24 protein-coding genes are annotated in these 20,616 nt (G+C 35.8%); 23 read left to right on the top strand and 1 reads right to left on the bottom strand.

Annotated elements, in window-relative coordinates:
* The coding region (locus BW929_RS09470; RefSeq protein ID WP_327077774.1) for a transketolase-like TK C-terminal-containing protein at positions 1–480 on the top strand (480 nt) is incomplete at its 5' end.
* Between the two features lie 141 nt (positions 481–621).
* Here BW929_RS09470 and BW929_RS09465 read toward each other — a convergent pair.
* Positions 622–1,050, bottom strand: a complete 429-nt coding sequence (locus tag BW929_RS09465; protein WP_076545247.1) for a divergent PAP2 family protein — start codon at positions 1,048–1,050, stop codon at positions 622–624.
* A 130-nt stretch (positions 1,051–1,180) separates the two neighbouring features.
* Between BW929_RS09465 and BW929_RS09460 the strand changes: the two genes are divergently transcribed.
* The 22 genes from BW929_RS09460 (at position 1,181) to BW929_RS09355 (ending at position 20,616) form a co-directional block, all read left to right on the top strand.
* Entirely contained in the window at positions 1,181–2,506 is a 1,326-nt protein-coding gene (locus BW929_RS09460) for a bifunctional folylpolyglutamate synthase/dihydrofolate synthase (protein WP_076545246.1), read from the top strand.
* Positions 2,499–3,083, top strand: coding sequence for an SPOR domain-containing protein (locus BW929_RS09455; RefSeq protein ID WP_076545245.1), 585 nt, complete (start codon positions 2,499–2,501; stop codon positions 3,081–3,083). The genes BW929_RS09460 and BW929_RS09455 overlap by 8 nt, the downstream gene beginning before the upstream one ends.
* A gap of 142 nt (positions 3,084–3,225) precedes the next feature.
* Positions 3,226–4,551, top strand: a complete 1,326-nt coding sequence (rsxC, locus tag BW929_RS09450; protein WP_076545244.1) for an electron transport complex subunit RsxC — start codon at positions 3,226–3,228, stop codon at positions 4,549–4,551.
* A gap of 15 nt (positions 4,552–4,566) precedes the next feature.
* On the top strand, positions 4,567–5,475 hold the full coding sequence (locus BW929_RS09445; protein ID WP_076545243.1) for an RnfABCDGE type electron transport complex subunit D: 909 nt from the start codon (positions 4,567–4,569) through the stop codon (positions 5,473–5,475).
* Entirely contained in the window at positions 5,476–6,036 is a 561-nt protein-coding gene (locus BW929_RS09440) for an RnfABCDGE type electron transport complex subunit G (RefSeq protein ID WP_076545242.1), read from the top strand. It abuts the gene before it with no gap.
* On the top strand, positions 6,036–6,644 hold the full coding sequence (gene rsxE, locus BW929_RS09435) for an electron transport complex subunit RsxE (protein ID WP_076545241.1): 609 nt from the start codon (positions 6,036–6,038) through the stop codon (positions 6,642–6,644). Before BW929_RS09440 ends, rsxE begins: the two co-directional genes overlap by 1 nt.
* On the top strand, positions 6,644–7,234 hold the full coding sequence (gene rsxA, locus BW929_RS09430; protein ID WP_076545240.1) for an electron transport complex subunit RsxA: 591 nt from the start codon (positions 6,644–6,646) through the stop codon (positions 7,232–7,234). The genes rsxE and rsxA overlap by 1 nt, the downstream gene beginning before the upstream one ends.
* A gap of 20 nt (positions 7,235–7,254) precedes the next feature.
* Positions 7,255–8,247 carry an RnfABCDGE type electron transport complex subunit B gene (locus BW929_RS09425; RefSeq protein WP_076545239.1) on the top strand — a complete coding sequence of 331 codons (993 nt, stop codon included), beginning with the start codon at positions 7,255–7,257 and terminating at the stop codon, positions 8,245–8,247.
* A 133-nt stretch (positions 8,248–8,380) separates the two neighbouring features.
* Positions 8,381–8,791, top strand: a complete 411-nt coding sequence (locus BW929_RS09420; RefSeq protein WP_076545238.1) for a NusG domain II-containing protein — start codon at positions 8,381–8,383, stop codon at positions 8,789–8,791.
* Between the two features lies 1 nt (position 8,792).
* Positions 8,793–9,332: a Gx transporter family protein gene (locus BW929_RS09415; RefSeq protein ID WP_076545237.1), complete on the top strand. Its 540-nt coding sequence runs from the start codon at positions 8,793–8,795 to the stop codon at positions 9,330–9,332.
* Positions 9,313–9,918: a Maf family protein gene (locus BW929_RS09410; RefSeq protein ID WP_076545236.1), complete on the top strand. Its 606-nt coding sequence runs from the start codon at positions 9,313–9,315 to the stop codon at positions 9,916–9,918. The genes BW929_RS09415 and BW929_RS09410 overlap by 20 nt, the downstream gene beginning before the upstream one ends.
* Before the next feature lie 20 nt (positions 9,919–9,938).
* The gene (radC, locus tag BW929_RS09405) at positions 9,939–10,634 is read left to right on the top strand and encodes a RadC family protein (protein WP_076545235.1); all 696 of its coding nucleotides are present in this window, start codon (positions 9,939–9,941) and stop codon (positions 10,632–10,634) included.
* 62 nt (positions 10,635–10,696) lie between these two features.
* A complete protein-coding gene (locus BW929_RS09400) occupies positions 10,697–11,737 on the top strand; it encodes a rod shape-determining protein (protein WP_076545234.1) in 1,041 nt (346 codons plus the stop codon).
* A 12-nt stretch (positions 11,738–11,749) separates the two neighbouring features.
* The gene (mreC, locus tag BW929_RS09395; protein ID WP_076545233.1) at positions 11,750–12,661 is read left to right on the top strand and encodes a rod shape-determining protein MreC; all 912 of its coding nucleotides are present in this window, start codon (positions 11,750–11,752) and stop codon (positions 12,659–12,661) included.
* A 39-nt stretch (positions 12,662–12,700) separates the two neighbouring features.
* Positions 12,701–13,198, top strand: a complete 498-nt coding sequence (gene mreD / locus BW929_RS09390; RefSeq protein ID WP_076545232.1) for a rod shape-determining protein MreD — start codon at positions 12,701–12,703, stop codon at positions 13,196–13,198.
* A complete protein-coding gene (gene mrdA, locus BW929_RS09385; protein WP_076545231.1) occupies positions 13,185–15,071 on the top strand; it encodes a penicillin-binding protein 2 in 1,887 nt (628 codons plus the stop codon). The genes mreD and mrdA overlap by 14 nt, the downstream gene beginning before the upstream one ends.
* Before the next feature lie 111 nt (positions 15,072–15,182).
* Positions 15,183–15,788 carry a septum site-determining protein MinC gene (gene minC, locus BW929_RS09380; RefSeq protein ID WP_076545230.1) on the top strand — a complete coding sequence of 202 codons (606 nt, stop codon included), beginning with the start codon at positions 15,183–15,185 and terminating at the stop codon, positions 15,786–15,788.
* Positions 15,789–15,811: 23 nt separating this feature from the next.
* A complete protein-coding gene (gene minD, locus BW929_RS09375) occupies positions 15,812–16,606 on the top strand; it encodes a septum site-determining protein MinD (protein ID WP_076545229.1) in 795 nt (264 codons plus the stop codon).
* An 18-nt stretch (positions 16,607–16,624) separates the two neighbouring features.
* The gene (gene minE, locus BW929_RS09370; protein ID WP_076545228.1) at positions 16,625–16,882 is read left to right on the top strand and encodes a cell division topological specificity factor MinE; all 258 of its coding nucleotides are present in this window, start codon (positions 16,625–16,627) and stop codon (positions 16,880–16,882) included.
* A 15-nt stretch (positions 16,883–16,897) separates the two neighbouring features.
* Positions 16,898–18,037, top strand: a complete 1,140-nt coding sequence (rodA, locus tag BW929_RS09365) for a rod shape-determining protein RodA (RefSeq protein WP_076545227.1) — start codon at positions 16,898–16,900, stop codon at positions 18,035–18,037.
* Positions 18,038–18,053: 16 nt separating this feature from the next.
* Positions 18,054–19,931: a TIGR03960 family B12-binding radical SAM protein gene (locus BW929_RS09360; protein ID WP_076545226.1), complete on the top strand. Its 1,878-nt coding sequence runs from the start codon at positions 18,054–18,056 to the stop codon at positions 19,929–19,931.
* Positions 19,915–20,616, top strand: coding sequence for a TIGR03936 family radical SAM-associated protein (locus tag BW929_RS09355; RefSeq protein ID WP_076545225.1), 702 nt, complete (start codon positions 19,915–19,917; stop codon positions 20,614–20,616). The genes BW929_RS09360 and BW929_RS09355 overlap by 17 nt, the downstream gene beginning before the upstream one ends.

Genomic DNA, 20,616 nt, shown 5'->3' with positions numbered 1-20,616 from the left:
AAAGCTGCCTGGGTAGAAGCATTAGAGACAACAGATCAGCCGACAGCTTTAATTTTAACCAGACAGAACTTAGAGCATATTCAAAAATATCAGGGGCTGGATAACTTCAATAATGGCGGTTATTTTGTCAGCAGTCCAGAAGAGGCAGATACTATGATTTTTGCCAGCGGTAGTGAGGTTAATCTGGCCGAAGAGAGTGCCAAATTATTAGCGGAAAAAGGTATCAAAGCGGCAGTGGTATCAGTACCGGAAAGAAGAAAGTTCGAAAAATATGCAGCAGAACACAAACTGCCAGAAGTTAAATTAAGAGTTGCCATCGAAGCAGGAGTAACAGATGGCTGGTACAGGCTTGTTGGCAGAGATGGCCTGGTTATCGGACTTGATCGCTTTGGCTTAAGTGGCAAGGGTCAGGAAGTAGGAGAAGAATTAGGTTTTAAGGCAGAAAAAGTTGCAGCCAAGATTGAAGCTGCTTTGGAATAAATCTAATCTGCTTTTAAAAAAATATATTAAATCGGGATTAAAAATGATAAAATCCGTCCAGCATCGATCAGTTTAATGATCAGTTGGACGGATTTTTATTCTTTTAGCTCTATTTTGATTTTAAAAAGTATTTAAAATTTATTAAATATAGTACCAGTTTACCAGAGCAATGATTGCTCCCAGCAGAACACCTGCAAATACTTCAAATGGTGTATGGCCGATTAATTCTTTTAAATCTTCTTTGATTAACTGTTTATCATTAGCAAAACTTTTATCTTCAAGATGTTTAATCAGATTATTTAAAACATTAGCCTGCTGTCCTACAGCACGACGAACACCGCTGGCATCGTAGGTGACAATCAAAGAAAAAACAGTCACTATTGCAAATAAGTCAGAACTAAATCCATATTTTAATCCAACTGTGATTGCCAGAGAAGAAACAAAAGATGAGTGAGAACTGGGCATTCCTCCAGAAGTAAAAAAAGTATAAAAATTCATTGGCCTGATAAAAAATATTTTTAAAAATTGAGCTGCAAAAAGTGAAAATAAAGAAACCTCCAGTAATGACATATAATCTCCCCCATATATTTGGATATTATTTTTTGTTCTTTTTCTTCTTTTTGTGTATAATAATAATAGTGCTTTAATATATTTTAACTTATATTTGCTATTTAATGCAAATAAAGGACTGGAGGAAATTATGGACCCATTTAAATATATAAATTCATTATCATTATTTGGAACAGAATCCGGTTATAATCCCGGTCTGGATAGGATAAAAAGTTTACTTGATTATTTAGGTAATCCCCATCAGAATCTAAATATAATTCATATTGCAGGAACCAATGGTAAAGGTTCAACTGCAGCTATTTTAGAAAGAATTTACAGAGAAGCAGGGTATAAAACTGCACTCTATAGTTCTCCTCATTTTTTTCATTTTAATGAAAGGATAAAAATTAAAGGGAAGGCCTGTTCAACTTATGAACTGGCCGAGATTATTAGTGAAGTAAAGAAAGCTGCAGAAAAGTTGAAAAAAGACTGTTTTATAGAAGCCAGTTTTTTTGAAATTGTGACAGCGATTGCTTTTAAATATTTTAAACAGCATGAGGCAGAAATTGTAATTTTGGAAACTGGCCTGGGGGGCAGGCTTGATGCAACAAATATTATTGAGAAACCACTTTTGTCACTTATAACTAATATCAGCCTGGAACACAGAGAATTTTTAGGGGATACAATTGCAGAAATAGCAGCAGAAAAAGCAGGAATTATTAAAGCAAACTCTAAAGTCATTACTGCTGTTAGTCAGCCAGAAGCTCTTAAAGTAATTGCAGCAAAAGCAAAAGCAGAAAATTCCACTTTTATTAGTTTAGATGAGGAATATCAGCTGATCAAAAGCAAAGGTGGTTTAAAAGAAAACATAATCACTTTAAAAAGGAATGGAATCAGTGAAGAATACAAACTTTCTTTATTGGGTGAGCATCAGGCTCGTAATACTGCTCTGGCTCTGCTGGCTGTAAATGAACTAACTTTGGATTTTGAAATAGACAGAAAAGATATTACAAAAGCTCTGAATGATATTTACTGGCCTGGAAGAATGGAAAAAATTTCTGAAAAACCACTTATTATTCTGGATGGAGCTCATAACCCGGCTGCTTTTAAAGAACTGCTTAAAAATATCAGTCATTCTGATTCTGAATTTAATAATTTACATTTTGTTTTATCAGTGCTTAAAGATAAAGATCTCGATGCAATTTTAGATGAATTTATTTATTTTAATATCAGTCCTGAGTTTTATCTAGCAGAAAATAATTCTTTTAGAACAATAAAAATTAAGGATTTAATTGCAAGTATAAAAGCAAAAGGATTTGAATATCAGAGTTATAATAATTTAATAAAGGCCAGTCAGGCTGCTTTAAAGAAAGCTGAGTTAGACGACTTAATAGTTGCGGCTGGCTCGTTCAATACAGTTTTTGAAGCTGGAATTGAATTTATGTCAAAAAATATTAGAGGTGGAGAAAATGAATAAAAATGAAAAAGGATTTTCTTTAGTTGTGGTAGTTATTTTTATGTCAATAGCTGCTTTATTTATTGGTTATTTAATGGGTAGTTATTTAATTTCTTTTCTGGTAGAAGAAGACTCTACAGATATGGCAGATCAGGAGCAGAACTCAGCTGCCGTCAGTCAACAGCTTCCAGAAAGAAGTGAGGAGAAAGCTGAAGAAACAAATAATAATAAAAATAATCTTACTGCCCCCAGTGAAGAAGAATTAAAGATTGCACCTAATCAGAAAAGTCAAAATGAAACCGAATCAGACTCTGCTTCAGAAAATAATCGAGAAGAAACAACAATCAATAACAGTGATTCTGCTCAAAATGAAGAGACAACAGCTGGTTTTGGAGTCCAGATTGGAGCTTTTTCAAATTATAATAATGCTCTTTCTGTAAAGGAAACTGTTACAGAAATGGGTTACAGAGTTGTAATTACAGATTCTAGCCCGCATCAGGTTCAGGTAGTTGGCTATGAAAGCAGAGCTGAAGCTGAATCAGCAGCGGCAGACCTGGAAAAAGAAGGTTATGCTGGATTCATAGTCATTCGTGAATAAAATCTTTTTCTCAAATAGTGTTGTTCTTATTTAACAATTGGTATATAATAATTTATGGTTTGCATTCTAAATCAAAATTTATAGTAAAAATTTCCATTATAAATTTTCTTAGAAAAAAATATATAAGGGGTGAAATTATATAGTGAAGGCTTTGACTTTTAAACAGGGTATACATCCTGAATATAATAAAGATTTAACCAAGGATAAACCCTTAAAAAATGCTAAACGTCCTGAGGAAGTAATTATTCCTTTAAAGCAGCACATAGGTGCACCACTAAAAGCGCTTGTCAAAAAAGGCGATCAGGTAGATCTTGGACAAAAAATTGCTGATAGTGATAGTTTTGTCTGTGCTCCTATTCATGCTTCTGTTTCCGGGACTGTAAAAGAAATTAGAAAAGTAACAGATCCAGGTGGAAATATTGTTGATGCTGTAGTTATTGAAGCTGCAGAAGAAGACAAGCTTAATTCTGGACTGGAAAAACATGATAGTTTAGATCAACTTGATTCAGCTTCCATTAGAAAAATTATCAGAGAGGCAGGAATAGTGGGTATGGGAGGAGCAATGTTTCCAACCCATGTTAAGGTTTCAATACCGGATGATAAAGAGGTTGATTATGTAATTTTAAATGGAGCAGAATGCGAACCTTATCTGACAGTTGATCATCGAGTGATGGTAGAAAGACCAAAGAGTATAGTTTTTGGTTTAAAAGCTTTAATGAAAGCAGCAGATGCTCCAAAGGGTATTATTGGAATTGAAGAAAACAAACCTGAGGCAATAGAAAGTATGCAGGATGCTGTTGCTGAGGAAAATAATATTGAAGTTCAGACATTAGAAACAAAATATCCACAGGGTGGAGAAAAAATGTTGATTGAGGCAATACTCGGAAGAGAAGTTCCTGCTGGCGGCCTGCCGCTAGATGTTGGTGTTGTTGTAAATAATACCTCAACAGCAGCAGCGGTTGCTGATGCAATTAGAGATGGAAAACCACTTTACGAAAGATCCATTTCAATTACAGGTAGAGGGATTAACTCTCCTCAGAATTTAATTTATCGGATTGGTACAAATATTGGTGATCTGGTTGAAGAGGCCGGCGGCTTAAAAGAAGATGCTGCAAAAGTAATAACAGGTGGACCAATGATGGGGGCTGCTCAGAAGCATTTAAATGTTCCCGGTGTTAAAGGTACATCAGGTATTCTTGTTTTAGTTAGAGAAGAGGTAGAAAATTACGAACCATCTCCCTGTATTAACTGTGCTAAATGTGTAGATGCCTGTCCGATGTTTTTGATGCCAACACAATTGGTTAATTATGCCAAAAATGATATGGTAGATGAACTGGAAGAATGGCAGGTTTTAAGCTGTATCGAGTGTGGTTCCTGTTCTTTTGTCTGCCCGGCTAAAATACCTCTGGTACATCATCTGCGTCTTGGTAAGGCACAGGTTATGGCGAAAAAAAGAGAAGAGAATTAAGGAGGATAATCAATAATGAATAATGAACTAATTGTAACATCCTCACCACATGTCAGAGCCCGTGATTCAGTTCAAAAAATCATGTGGTCAGTTGTTATTGCTCTGCTGCCAGCAGTTTTTGCTGCTGTTTATTTCTTTAAAGCAAGAGCAATTTCAGTAATTCTGACAGCTGTTGCTGGTGCGGTTTTAACAGAATACATATTTCAAAAAATAAGAAAGAAACAAATTACTCTAAAAGATGGGAGCGCAGTAGTAACCGGATTACTGCTGGCACTTACTTTACCACCTGCTATTCCACTCTGGACAGCTTTTTTTGGTTCAGTAGTAGCGATTGGACTGGGAAAACAGGTTTTTGGTGGGATAGGTCAAAACCCATTTAATCCGGCTTTAGTCGGAAGAGCTTTTTTAACAGCTGCCTATCCAGTTTTAATGACCACCTGGACTGTAGATGGTGTTTCTTCTGCAACTCCTTTGAGTCAGATGAAAATGGATGGTATTTCTACAGACTCCTGGAATCTTTTTGTGGGTCAGATTGCTGGTTCTTTAGGAGAAACATCAGCTCTGGCACTTTTGCTGGGTTTTGCTTATTTATTATATAAGGGTTATGTTAACTGGAGAATTCCACTGGCAATGGTTGGAACTGTATTTCTAGGTAGCTTTGCTTTTGGAGCAGATCCAATTTTTCATCTTTTTGCAGGTGGATTGATGTTAGGTGCTTTATTTATGGCAACTGATATGGTTTCCAGCCCGACTACAAAGCTGGGGCGCTGGATATTTGGTCTTGGTGCAGGGCTTTTAGTTGTAATTATTAGACTCTGGGGTGGATATCCTGAGGGTGTAATGTACAGTATTTTATTAATGAACACAGCAGTACCATTAATCAATAGATATACCAGACCTCGCAGTTTGGGAGAGGTGAGATAAATGGAAAAAAATAGTACAAGAAATTTGATTCTTACTCTTGCTGCAATTGGTATTATATCAGCACTGCTTTTAACTTTTGTTTATGAGTGGACAACTCCCTATATTCAGGCCAATCAGGCTAAAGCTCAAAAACAGGCAATAAACGAAGTTTTACCAAATGTGGAAGAGGTAGAAGAAGTAGAGAAAAACGGAAATGTATTTTATGAAGGCTATGATAACAATGGTAACCGGATAGGTGTTGCATTTAAGAACAGCGGTGGTGGTTACAATGGTATGATTGAGGTTATGATTGGCGTGGATCTCAATAATGAAAAAATCTATAAGATTAGTGTTTTAAATCATCAGGAAACTCCTGGACTTGGAGCCAGAATAACTGAAGATGATTTTAAATCTAATTTTGTCAACAAACCTTTTGGAGATTATACAGTTGTAAAAAAACCTCCAACAGAAGATACACAGGTGGAAGCTATTGCCGGAGCAACAATTTCTTCTGAAAGTATTACTAAAGTGATTGAAAATGGTCTTGATAAAATAACTGAAGCATATGGAGGTGGGAATTAATGTCTTTAGATTTAAAACAGATTGTTTCAGATTTTAAAAATGGTCTCTGGGCAGAAAACCCAATTATTCGTCTGGTAATTGGTATGTGTCCGACTCTCGCCGTAACTAATACAACAGAAAATGGTTTAGCTATGGGGCTGGCAACATCTTTTGTTCTAGTTTCTTCAGAAATTGTAATATCTTTAATTAAAAAATTAATTCCAGCCAATGTTAGAATACCAAGTTACATATTAATTATTGCAACTTTTGTAACCTTTGTGGATTACTTTTTGAAGGCGTTTTTTCCTGGAATAGCTGCTTCATTAAGTATTTTTATTCCACTTATAGTGGTAAATTGTCTAATTTTAGGCCGTCAGGAAGCCTTTGCTTCTAAACATTCAACTCCAAGAGCGATAGCCGATGGAATTGGAATGGGGCTTGGTTTTACCTGGGTACTTGTTCTGCTGGGAGCAATTAGAGAATTATTTGGTATGGGTTCCATTTTTGGTTTTACTCTCTTAGGAGAATGGTATCGTCCCATGGTAATTATGGTACTTCCTGCTGGAGCTTTTATCACCCTGGGAATTTTAGTTGGAATTATGAATCAGATCAGCAGGGAGGGTAAATAATGGAAGAATTCACACAGATATTATTATTATTTATTAGTACTGTTTTAATTAATAATTTTATATTAGTTAGGTTTTTAGGGATCTGTCCCTTCTTAGGTGTATCAAAACAGGTTGAAACAGCATTCAGTATGGGATTGGCAACAACATTTGTTATGACTTTAACTGCTGCTGCAACCTGGTTAATTAATACTTTTATTTTAGAAGCATTTAACTTACCATTTTTGCAGTATGTCTCATTTATTATTGTAATTGCTTCTCTGGTTCAATTTGTAGAAATGTTTATTAAAAAAACAAGTCCGGTTTTATATAAAGCACTGGGAATTTTTCTGCCTTTGATTACAACCAACTGTGCAATTATGGGTCTGGCTTTACTGATTCCTCTCAATGGGTACAGTTTTATTGCCAGTGTAGTCTTTGGCTTTGGTGCCGGGGTTGGTTTTACTCTGGCAATTGTATTAATGGCAGGATTAAGAGAAAAACTAGAATTTGGCGATGTGCCGGGAGTATTAAAAGGTGTGCCGGTTACCCTGATCATTGCGGGTATTATGGCTATGGCTTTTATGGGCTTTTCCGGTCTCATCTCAATGTAGTGGAGGTGGCAGTAAATTAAATGAATCCAACATATTTATATTCGTTAATTAGTATGGGGGGGATTGCAGCTTTTTTAGCAGCTGGCTTAGGTTTTGCCTCTGAGCATTTCAAAGTTGAGCAGGATCCCAGAGTCGGTAAAGTCGAAGATGCGCTTCCCGGTGCTAACTGTGGAGCCTGTGGTTATGCAGGTTGTGAAGCTTTTGCAGAAGCGGTAGTCAATGGAGAAGCTCCTGTAGGAGGCTGTCCTGTTGGTGGAGATAAAGTAGCATCTGATATCGCTGATATTATGGGTGCCGATGCAGGTAGTTCTGATAAAGTAGTTGCTGAATTATTATGTGGTGGTGGTATCAAAGAAACGACTAAGTCCGGGAAATACCAGGGCATTGAGACCTGTAAAGCTGCTCATTCAGTTAATGGTGGCGAAAAAGAGTGTCAGTACAGCTGTCTAGGTTTTGGTGACTGCGAAGTTGTCTGTCCCTTTGATGCTATTGAAATGAGTGAGAACGGTTTACCACAGATAAATTATGATAAATGTACGGGCTGTGGAAAATGTGTAGAAGAATGTCCTCGTAATGTTCTGATGCTGGCACCATTATCAGGACAAACTCACATTAGATGTTCCTCCCATAATACAGGGAAAATTGTCCGTAAAACATGTGAAGTTGGTTGTATTGGCTGCAGCCTCTGTGCAAAAGTTTGTCCGGTTGATGCAATCGAAATGAAAGATAATCTGGCAGTTATTGATTATGAAAAATGTGTTAACTGTGGTAAATGTGCAGAGAAATGTCCTACAGGAACAATTGAGTTCCAGGGAAGATGGATCGAAAAAGTCGAAATCAATGATAAATGTGTCGGCTGTACACTCTGTGCTAAAGCATGTCCTGTTGATTGTATAGATGGAGAAGTCAAAAAACTGCACGAAATTGATCAGGAGAGATGTATTCAGTGTGGACTCTGTTATGAAGCCTGTAATGTTGATGCAGTTGATATATTTTATAAAGATGAAAATTAATAGCTGAGTACTTTTAAACCCGTCCTTTTAAAAGGGCGGGTTTTTTGATAGTGCTCATAGTGTGGACATCAGAGGTGAAAGATGTTAAAATATATAGTAATGGTAGTAAAATAGAAATTAGTGGTGAATTTAATTGAAAATAACAGATATTTTAACATTATATGATAAAATTTTAATTGTCTTCGTAATAATTTTAAGTCTCGTTTTATTATTAATTCCTTTTTATTTTTTTGGCGGCTCGGCTGAAGGTGAAGAATTAATTCTAAGGGTTCAGCAGGGAGATGAATTGATAAAAACTGTGGCAGTGGCAGATAGTTACCAGGAGCCAATAATTTTTAAAGTGCAGGGTCCAATTGGAGTTCATACGATAGAGGTTAATCAGGGTCGGGTCAGAGTCAAGGAAGCTCCAGCAGATGATCCACTTAAAATCTGTGAAAAAACGGGTTGGATAGATAGAGAGGGTCCAATTATTGTTTGTGTACCTAATTCATTGAGTCTCTGGCTGGAAAGTACAAACTCAGATATAGACGGAATGAGCTGGTAGGATGAAAAAAACAAAAAAAATTGTAGTAATTTCATTATTAATTTCGCTGGGATTAGTTTTACATCTAGTTGAGAGTTTTTTTCCACTTTCAGCAGTTGTGCCAGGAGCAAAACTTGGTCTGGCTAATATTGTATCTTTAATTGCGATTTCTTTACTTGGTTTTGGTGCTGCTTTTCAGGTTGTGATCTTTAGAGTTGTTCTCGGTTCTCTACTTGCAGGGACTTTTATGACAATTAACTTTTATCTTAGCTTTAGTGGGGGTATTTTAAGTTTTCTTTTAATGTATCTTGCCTATTATTTTTTAAAAGATTATTTTTCTTTGATTGGAATCAGTATAATTGGAGCTGTTGCACATAATACGGCTCAAATTACTGCTGCTTATTTTATTATTGCTAATCGAGGAATATTTTATTATCTTCCATTTTTAGTTCTTTTAGCTCTGCCTACTGGCTTAGGAGTAGGCCTGGTCAGCTTTTTTACTCTTAAACATTTACCGTACTCAATTACTGGGGGTAATTTTAATGATAAAAAAAGCAAATAATATAAAAAGTGATCTTAAATTGGTTTTAGCATCAACCTCTCCCCGGAGAGAAGAAATTTTAACTCAATTAAATTTAAAGTTTACTATTGTACCTTCAAAAATTGATGAATCTAATTTTGATTACAGCAATCCAGTGGAGCTGGTAAAAGTTCTGGCAGAAGAAAAGGCCAGTTCAGTTTCCCAGCTGGTAGAGGATGCAATTATTATTGCTGCTGATACAGTAGTGGTACATAATGAACAAATTCTCGGTAAACCGAACAGTAAATATGATGCAAAAAAAATGCTGAAAAGACTAAGTTCAGATCAACATCAGGTTATAACCGGGGTGGCTGTTTTAAATTCACGTACTGGTGAGAGTTATATTGATTATAATATAACTGAGGTTAAAATGACTTCTTTAACTGAAAATGAAATAAATAATTATGTAGAAACGGGAGAACCTTTGGATAAGGCTGGGGCTTATGCAATTCAGGGTTTTGGCGGACTTTTTATTGAAGAAATAAAAGGGTCCTATTATTCGGTGATGGGACTGCCTATTCATCAGCTTGCTAAATTACTGGAAAAATTTAATTATGGAATCCTATAAGAGAAAGGAGTTTATTTTTGATGGAAGGTCTACAGACCAATTTTACCATCAAAGAACTACCAGCAGAGGAGAGACCGAGAGAGAAATTATTAAAAAAAGGAAGTAAATATTTATCAACTTCAGAACTGCTGGCTTTAATTATCAGGACTGGCAATAAGGAGAGGACTGCTGTAGAACTAGCTCAGGACCTATTAAGTTTTTATGGGGGACTGGAGGGGCTGTTGGATTTAAGCTGTGAGGAACTACAAAAAATTAATGGTATTGGCACTGCCAAAGCTGCTCAGATTAATGCTGTGACTGAACTCAGCCGTAGAATATCTGCTTTAAAAAATCAAAAAAGAGATCTGGTAAGCAACCCGATTCAGGCTGCGGAACTTTTGGCTGGAGAAATGCGTTTTTTAAAACAGGAAGTATTGCGTGTTATTTTACTTGATGTCAAAAATAAAGTGATAGCTGTTCCTGAGATTTCGAGGGGGGGACTTTCAAGTTCCATCGTTCATCCGCGAGAAGTTTTTAAAGAGGCGATTAGACGCAGCAGTGCGGCTATGATTTTAGTTCATAATCATCCCAGCGGTGACCCAAGCCCAAGTGCCGATGATATCAGTATTACCAAAAAACTGGTAAAAACAGGAAAGATAATTGGGATAGAGGTCATGGATCATATAATTATTGCTGGAGATAAATATTTAAGTTTTAAAGAGAAAGCTTTGTTTTAATTTTGAATTTATTTTATTAATTTTAGTCTATTTTTATATAATTTGAAAGGGGTTTTAAGTAAATGGTTTTTAAATTTTTAAGTGCACCATTCTCAAGGGATATGGGTGTAGACCTTGGGACAGCAAATACACTGGTTTATATCAAAGGTAAAGGGATTTTAATTAGAGAACCTTCTGTGGTAGCTCTAAAAAAAGATAAGCAGGAAGTACTTGCTGTTGGTGATGAAGCAAAGAGGATGATTGGTAGAACACCTGGTAATATTATTGCAGTAAGACCAATGAAGGATGGGGTTATTGCAGATTTTGATGTAACTGAATCAATGCTTCGTTATTTTATAACTAAGGCTCATAAAAGAAGTAGGATGGTCAGGCCAAGAATAATTATCTGTGTACCTTCTGGTGTAACTGAGGTTGAAAAAAGAGCGGTAATTGATGCTGCAGTTCATGCCGGAGCCAGAGAAGCATATTTAATCGAAGAACCTATGGCGGCAGCAATTGGAGCTGGGTTACCGGTACATGAACCAACAGGTAATATGATTGTTGATATTGGGGGAGGAACTACCGAAGTTGCAGTTATTTCTCTGGGAGGAATTGTTACCAGTCGCTCAATCAGAATCGGTGGAGATGATATGGATGCTGCAATTGTTCAGTATGTTAAGAGAAAGTATAACCTGATGATTGGCGAAAGAACAGCTGAAGAAATTAAAATTGAGATTGGTGCTGCTTTTAGTGATAATCCTGAAGGAGTAAAAGAAATCAGAGGGCGGGACTTAGTTAGTGGTCTGCCTAAAACTATAGAAATTAATGGGGCGGAAATTCAAAAAGCTCTGGAAGAACCGGTTGTTAATATCATTGATGCAGTTAAAATGACACTAGAAAAAACACCACCTGAGCTTGCTTCTGATGTAATGGATCGTGGTATTATCTTAACTGGTGGAGGTGCTTTATTACAGGGTCTTGATAAATTACTGATTGATGAGACTCAGATGCCTGTACATATTGCAGATGAGCCTCTGGATTGTGTTGCAAAAGGAACCGGTATTGCTTTAGAAGAAATTGATTCTTTGAAAAAGATCTTAATTACACCCAAAAAACTATCATAGGGGGTGTACCTGTTGTTTAATTTTAACAGGAATACTTTAATTGCAGCAGTTTTAATTATTATTTTAATTTTCTTATTTTCTTTTCTTTATTTTAATGAACTCCAATTTTCTTTTATTAGCTGGTTAAGTGATATTATCTATAATACAATTACTCCTATTCTTAATGTGGTCCATCATCTGGTAGAAACCATACAAAGTTATTTTACCACTTTATTTTCAATTGATGAAATAAATCAGGAAATAAAAAATCTGCGTCAGAAAAACGGTACTCTGGAAAGGCAGATACTTTTTTTGGAAAACATAAATAGAGAAAATAAACGTTTACGAGAACTGCTTGGTTTTAGTGAAAAAGTAGATTATCAGATGCAGGGAGCGGAAGTGATTGCAAACTCTCCTTCAATCTGGGAAAAAACTATAACTATTAATCGCGGCAGTAGTGATGGATTAAAAGAAAGAATGCCTGTTATTAGCTATCAGGGCTATCTGGTCGGAAGAATAGATCATCTGGGTAGTCATTCCGCTCAGGTTAGATTAATTACTGATCAGGACTTCGTAGTTGGAGGGATTATCGCCAGAACAGAATCCAGAGAAATAGGTCTGGTGAGAGGTAGTGGTCGTGATGATCAACCCAATATAATGGATAATATAGCCTGGGATGCTGATCTAGAAATCGGTGATATTGTATTAAGTTCAGGTTTGTCAAATAATTTTCCTTCCGGTTTGAAAATAGGTGAGGTTATAGAAGTTGAAACTGATAATTATGGACTTTCCCAGAAAGCTGAGATAAATTTATTTATCAATGATATTACTCTGGAAGAAGTAATGGTAATTAAAAATTTTGATCAGAAAGCCAGCAGTGAAGCTAAGGTTCAGGAAAATGAATCAATTGAGGAAAGTGAAAAAGATGAGAATATTACAAGCTAAAAAAATTAAAGCTACTAATTTGATAATGGAGAGTTTAAATTGAAGAAATATCTTTTTAATATTTTAATATTAGTCATTCTTTTGATCTGTCAGCTAACTATAGCTATCATTTTCCCATCCTTAAAACTGGTACCGGATTTTATTTTAATCTATATTGTAATTAGAGCTATAATTTTTGGTGCAAAAGATGCTATGATTTATGGGGCCATTGGTGGTATTTTTCAGGATGTTTTTTTAACATCTTTTATTGGCTTTTTTACACCGGTTAAAACTGCTGTTGCTTTTCTGGCAGCATTATTATCAGGACGTTTTTTTCCGGAAAACTTATTAATTCCACCCCTGGGAGTATTTATGGCAACGGTGGTTCACGAATTATTATATCTGCTGCTAAAAGAAAATTACTTATTTACTGCTAATTATCTTGTTTTGCTTAAAGAAATAATTTTACCTTTAGCTGCTTTAAATGCCCTGATAACTTTTTTTGTCTACTTAATATATTTTCTCTGGGGAAGGTGGGATTTGAGTGGACAGGCATAAAATTTTAAGAGTAGTTATTTTAGTTATTATTATTATTTTAATGTCCAGAGCCGCTTATCTCCAGCTGGCACGTGGAGATTATTATTATCAACTTTCGGAAGGTAATAGAATTTCTGTAAGACCAATCAATGCCCCAAGAGGTAGAATTTATGACCGACGGGGAGAAATTATTGTTTCTAACAGACTTACCTATAATTTATATTTGATGCAGAATGAAATCCCGCCTGATAGATCAACAAAAGAAATTCTTACTAAACTTTCAGGTTTAAGCAGTCTGGCCGAATCACGTCTCATTTCGAATTATAATAATGCTGAGGCTGATACAGCTGTAGATCCTATTCTTCTGGCTCGCCATTTAAGTAAAGAAGATATGGTAATTATAGCAGAAAACAAAGATATTTTACCTGGACTGCTTGTTAAAGAATCTTCAATGCGAGATTATATTTATCCAACAGAACTGGTTCATGCTACTGGTTATACTGGCGAAATTAGTGAGCAGGAACTTATTTCATATAATGAAGCTGGTTATAATTATCGCGGAGGTGATTTTGTTGGTAAGGGTGGGCTGGAAAAAGAATATGAGTTTTATTTAAATGGTGAACGTGGAGCTGAACAGATTGAGGTTAATAGTAGAGGTCAAAAAATTAAGACTATCGGAATTAAAAAGCCTAAACCCGGTAGTGATTTGGTTTTAAATATTGATTTTTCATTACAGAGCTCGGTTGAAAAACTGTTGCAAGAAAATTATCAGAAATTAAGAGAACTGGCAGCAGAGGATGAAGAAAGGTCAATGCCAACTGGAATTGCTGCTGTAGTAATGGATATTGATACAGGTGGTATTTTGAGTAGTGTCAGTTTACCTGATTATAATTTGAATTTATTTGCTAAAGGGATCAGCAGTAGTGATTATCAGGAACTTGTTAATGATCCTTTAAGACCTCTAATTAACAGAACAACAATGACTGCAGTACCTCCGGGTTCAATTTTTAAATTGGTAACTGGAACTGCAGCTATGGAAGAACTTGGAGTAAGGGCCAATACTACTTTTTATGATTCAAATGGAACTTTTTATATTCCAAACTGGTCAAGACCATTTAGAAACTGGAATCCGGTTGGAGAAGGGAAACTTGATTTTGTTAAAGCAATTGCTCGTTCTAATAATATTGTTTTTTATGAGCTTGGTTATGAGTTATACAAGGAATATAACGGCGAAAAACTGGCAGAATATGCACGCAAATATGGGCTGGGAAGTAAAACAGGTATTGATTTACCTTCAGAAAAAAGCGGTCTGGTTCCAGATGACCAGTGGAAAAGAAATCAGCTAAATGTGGGCTGGTATCCAGGTGATTCGGTTAATCTCTCTATTGGGCAGGGAAGTCTGCTGACAACTCCAGTTCAAATTGCTAGTTTAATTTCTGCTGTTGCAGCTGAAGGACTGGCTTATAAACCGCAGCTTGTTAATAAAATAATAAATGCTGATGGCGAAATAGTTAAAGAATTTAATCCAGAAATTAATATTGATTTGCGTAATCAGATTGACAGTAATGTATTTGCGGCACTTAAGCAGGGGATGTATGATGTGGTAAATAAAAGTTATGGTACTGCCTCCAGACATTTTAGTGATTTTCCTTTAACTGTTGCTGGGAAAACTGGTACAGCTCAGACAGGAGCTTCCAATCATGCCTGGTTCGGTGGTTTTGTTCCTTATGATAACCCACAGATTGCCGTAGTAGTATTTATTGAAAATGGAGATTCAAGTGCTTATTCTGTACCAATTGCCAGAGAAATTATGAAATATTACTTTGGTTTAAAAAATCACCATAATAATAACAAAAAAATCTATTATTACAATAGAGAAGATGATATTGAGTAATTATTCTATTATGTTACAGATATATTCTGGAAGTATTTTAAACAGGTTAGGCAGGATTTTTACTTTTATTAAAGAATATATTTAAAAAGTGTTTAACTGAGGAGAGATCTTATGGCTTCTGTATTTTCGTTTCAGGCAGTTTCAGATGGTATAGTGATGAATTTTCGCGATGGCAGTACCTTTGGTAATATCAAAAAGGCTGTTAGTTTTCATGCTGCTGAAGCTTCTGATTTTTTCACAGGTGTTAACCTGTATTTAAATTTGAGTGGACTGGAATTAGCTTTTGAACAGCTGGAAGAATTAATGGAAATTGTAAAAAACTATAATCAGGTTAATAAAATCTATTTTACAGCCCGAAAGATAAAAAAAGATGAAAAAAAGGACGAACAGTATTCAGATGCAGTTATTATTAACAGAACCCTGAGATCAGGTCAGCGTGTCAAACATCAGGCAAATGTTGTCATAGTGGGTGATGTTAATCCTGGAGCGGAAGTCATAGCGGGTGGTGACGTAATTGTCTTTGGGAGATTGAGAGGTGTAGTTCATGCTGGTGCCGGGGGAAGCAAAAATTCTCAGGTTGCAGCTTTAAAACTGAATCCTACTCAATTAAGAATTGCCTCTTTAATAGCTCGTTCACCTGATGACAGTGATAGTTCTAAATTACAGGCAGAAAGAGCGTTTATTGAAAATGATCAGATTATGGTTGAGAAAATTTAGAATAAATTCAGGGGGGATTGAATTTGGCAGGCAAAACAATTGTTATTACTTCAGGTAAAGGTGGAGTGGGTAAAACTACTTCTTCAGCAAATATTGGTACTGCCCTGGCAATGCAGGGAAATAAAGTTTGTCTGATAGATGCTGATATTGGTCTTAGAAATCTGGATGTCGTAATGGGCTTGGAAAATAGAATAGTCTATGATATTGTTGATGTTGTTGAGAACAACTGCCGTCTGGAACAGGCAATGATTAGAGATAAGCGTTATGATGGTCTTTATTTACTTCCTGCAGCCCAGACGAGGGATAAAACTTCAGTAACACCTTTTCAAATGAAGGAATTAATAGAAAAGTTAAAAGAAGATATGGATTTTATAGTTGTTGATTCTCCTGCGGGAATTGAGCAGGGTTTTAAAAACGCAATTTCGGGAGCGGATAGAGCAATTATAGTTACAACTCCCGAAATATCTGCTGTGCGTGATGCCGATCGAATTATTGGGCTGCTGGAAGCAGAAGGTCTGCGTGATCCAGAAGTTATTATCAACCGGATTAGAGCAGATATGGTTGATCGGGGAGATATGATGGGTATTGAAGATATGATAGAAATTCTCGCCATAGATCTAATCGGGATTGTTCCCGAAGATGAAGGAATTGTGGTTTCTACCAATAAAGGAGAGCCAATTGCTTTAAATGATAATGCTAAAGCAGGTCAGGCATATAGAAATATTGCCCGTAGAATTATGGGTGAGGACTTACCAATGATGAAATTGGAAAAAGATAGTTTTATAACTAGATTTAAAAAATTAGTTGGTTTATCTTAATATAAGGGGGGGAGTAAAATCGATATATTAAAATGGCTCGGTTTAAAAAGTGATGACAAAAAAAGTAAGAGTGTAGCAAAGGAAAGATTACAATTTGTTCTTGTTCAGGATAGAGTAAAATTAACTCCAGATGAAATGGATGCAATGCGTGATGAACTGATAGGTGTCTTAAGTAAATATATAGATGTTGATTCTCAAAAGATTGAGATGGATGTTAAGCGTGAGGATGATATGACAGCCTTAGTTGCGAATTTCCCCCTCAAGGGTTCAAAATAGAGGGGTTGCTCCAATATGAACTGGAATAAAAAATTCCTGCGATATTTGAATTTTAATGTACCACTGGCGGTAATACTTTTGATTATAATTGGTTTTGTCAGCATAAGTTCTGCTGTTGAAATCAATCAAGTTGACAGTGGTGCCTTAAGATTTTTACAGAAACAGGCAGTCTCAGTTGTACTGGGGCTGCTAGTCGTTTTTATTCTGCAGGCTTTTGATTATAAAATTTTTAAAGAATATGCAGCTATTATTTATATTTTGATGCTGCTGATGCTGACTGCAACTATCTTTTTAGGTCAGGGTGTATCCGGAGGAGCTCACTGGATCAGCATTGGAGCTTTTAATCTCCAGACTTCAGAATTATCAAAAATTATGTTAATTCTGGTTCTGGCTGCTGTAATTGATAACAATTCTGATGACATGGGATACTTAAAAGGAATGTTTTTACCGTCAGTTACAGCATTTATACCTTTTGTGCTGGTGATTTTACAGAATGACCTGGGAACAGCTCTGGTTTTATTTTTTATTTATTTAGTGATGCTTTTTGCAGGTGGTGGTAATTTAAAGTATATGGCAGCAGTTTTTGGAGGTGGTTTTTTATTTATTGTTTTACTGATAACCGCTCATGTTATGCTGGATACTCCACTTCCTTTTTTAAAAGAATATCAGTTAAATAGATTAATTGTATTTATTAATCCTAATATAGATCCTCACGGCAGTGGTTATAATATCATTCAATCAATTATTGCTCTTGGTTCAGGTAGGACATTTGGTAAAGGGCTTTTTGCCGGAACTCAAAATCAGCTTAATTTTTTACCGGAGAAACATACAGATTTTATCTTTTCGGTAATTGGAGAGGAGTTTGGTTTTCTGGGTTCAGCAGTTGTAATACTCTTGTTTTTATATTTACTCTGGCAGTTTTTAAATATAGCAGAAAATGCCAGAGACCGCTATGGATATCTGGTTGTAATAGGTGTAATGGCAATGTTTTTATTTCATGTTTTAGAAAATGTAGGTATGACAATGGGAATTATGCCCATTACAGGTATTCCACTGCCCTTTATCAGCTATGGAGGAACTTTTATGCTTACCTCTCTAACTGCAGTGGCAATAGTTATAAATGTAAACTTAAGAAAAAATAAATTAATGTTTTAAATTATGAGGTGGTTTTTTGCAGTATAAGAAAAAAATTATAGAAAATTTATATAAAATATCCAGTCCGGAACGCTACACAGGTAATGAATGGAATTCAATTAGCAAGGACTGGGAACCAGAAAAACTTAAGGTAGCTCTAGCTTTTCCTGATGTCTATGAGATTGGTATGTCACATCTGGGGCTAAAAATTTTATATCATTTAATTAACAGAGAGGATAATATGCTGGCTGAAAGAGTTTATGCACCCTGGCAGGATATGGAGGATTTAATGAAAAAAGAGGATATTCCTCTTTACACTTTGGAGTCCTATCATGAAATAAAAGATTTTGATATTTTAGGTTTTACTTTACAGTATGAAATGAGCTATACCAACATTTTAAATATGCTTGATTTAAGTGGGATTTCTATTTATGCTGATAAAAGAGAGGAAGATGATCCTCTAATAATTGCCGGTGGCTCAACTGTATTTAATTCTGAACCAATAGCAGAGTTTATTGATCTCTTTTTTGTTGGTGAGGCAGAGTCATTTATAATAGATCTTTTAAATAAATACAAGCAGTTAAAAGCTGAGGGTTTAAGTAAAAACAAAATTTTAAATAATTTAAGTAAAATACCTGGAGTTTATGTTCCGTCACTCTATAGTGAAGAGTATGGAGAGCGGGGTGAGGTTTTGTCCCTAAATTCAGCTGCTGGCGTAAAGGGGAAAGTAAAAAAACAGGTGGTTCAGAATCTGGACCAGGCCTTTTATCCAACCGATTTTATAGTTCCTTATCGGGATACAGTGCACGAAAGAGTTGTTTTAGAAATTTCCAGAGGCTGTACCAGAAGCTGCAGGTTTTGTGCGGCTGGTATGGCTTATAGACCAGTAAGAGAAAGAAGTGTTGAGCGCTTAATAGAGCTGGCAGATAAAGCCTTAAAAGCAACCGGATATGATGAGATTTCTCTTACTTCGCTCAGTACTATTGATTATACTGAAGCAAAACAATTGGTTCAAAAAATGACAGAAAGATTTAGTGACAAAATGATTAGTGTTTCTTTATCTTCACTAAGAGTAGATAAATTTTCGGTTGCTCTGGCAGAGGAAGTTAATAAAGTTAGAAAAACAGGTTTAACCTTTGCACCTGAGGCAGGAACCCAGCGTTTAAGAAATGTTATCAATAAAAACATTAGTGAAGAAGATATTTATAGTGCGGCTCGCTCTGCTTTTGAAAATGGATGGTCTAAAATAAAGTTATATTTTATGATTGGACTGCCCACCGAAACTATGGAAGATATTAGTGGTATTGCCGAGATGGCTAAAAAGATAAGAAATATTGGTCAGGAAGTTCGTCGTAACACTAAAAAGAGAATGCGTCGAATTGAAGTTTCTGTCAGTGTCTCAACTTTTGTACCTAAAGTTTTTACTCCTTTTCAGTGGCATCAGATGGATGATATAGAAACAATTATTCAAAAACATGATTACTTACGGGATAATATTAAAGGAAGAAGTTTTTCTTTTAGCTGGAATGATCCCGAACTATCAAGACTGGAAGGTGTTCTTGCCAGAGGTGACAGAAGACTCTCAGCGGTAATCGAATCTGCCTGGAAAAAAGGGAGCCGTTTTGAAGGATGGCATGAGTGTTTTGAGCCAAGAATATGGGGAGAGGCATTTAGGGAAAATGAGATTGATCCCGAAAATTATCTTAGAGAAAGAGGAGAAGAAGAAATTTTTTCCTGGGAAAAACTTGATATAGGAATTCCTAAATCTTTTTTACTGAAAGAATATCAAAACGCTTATCAGGAAGTACTAATAGATGATTGTAGATTTGCTGACTGTCATGGTTGTGCAATCTGTGGTAATTTTGAAGTTGATCTAGAGTTAGTAGGTGGTGGCACAGATGAATTACAGAATTAAATTTGCTAAACTTGAAGATTTAATGTATATTTCACATCTGGAAGTTATTAAAACATTAAGAAGGATTATCAGAAGAGCAGAACTTCCGGCAGCTTTTTCGCAGGGTTATAATCCCCGGATCAATCTTGCTATTGGTCCTCCACTTGCAGTGGGTTTAATCAGTAAAGGTGAGTATTTTGACCTTGAGCTGACGGAAGAATTGGAGGCCGAGGAGCTGTTGTCAAAATTAAACTCTGTCTCACCTGATCATTTGAAATTTTTAAAGGCTGTAGCAGTACCTGATGATATTAGATCTCTTTCATCTTTAGTTGATACTGCTATCTATACCATTAATTTTGAGTATACAGAAGCTAAAAGTTTAGAGACAGAAAAGGAAATGTTAGAAGAATTTATGAGTCAGGACGAAATAATGATTATCAGACACAGAAGAAAAAAAGAAGACAGAAAAATAGATTTAAAGAAAAGAATATTTTCTGCAGAGATAACAGATAAAAATAAATGGAAATTTGCAGTTGTTACAGGGAGTAGAGGAAATGTAAGGCCGGAGGAGCTCAATCGAGCTCTAAGGGACAAATATTCAAAAATAGAAGAATTTTCTCCTCTGCAGGTTGTTAGAGAGGGAGTATTTGTGAGAGATGGAGAAAGTTTTGATCCTCCCTATGCAGAAAAATTCATTGGGAGTTGA

Origin of the sequence: Halanaerobium kushneri (genome assembly GCF_900156285.1) — a bacterium.
Taxonomy (GTDB): domain Bacteria; phylum Bacillota; class Halanaerobiia; order Halanaerobiales; family Halanaerobiaceae; genus Halanaerobium; species Halanaerobium kushneri.
Note: the sequence above shows the minus strand (reverse complement) of the source record. Positions and strands in the feature narration are given on the sequence as shown.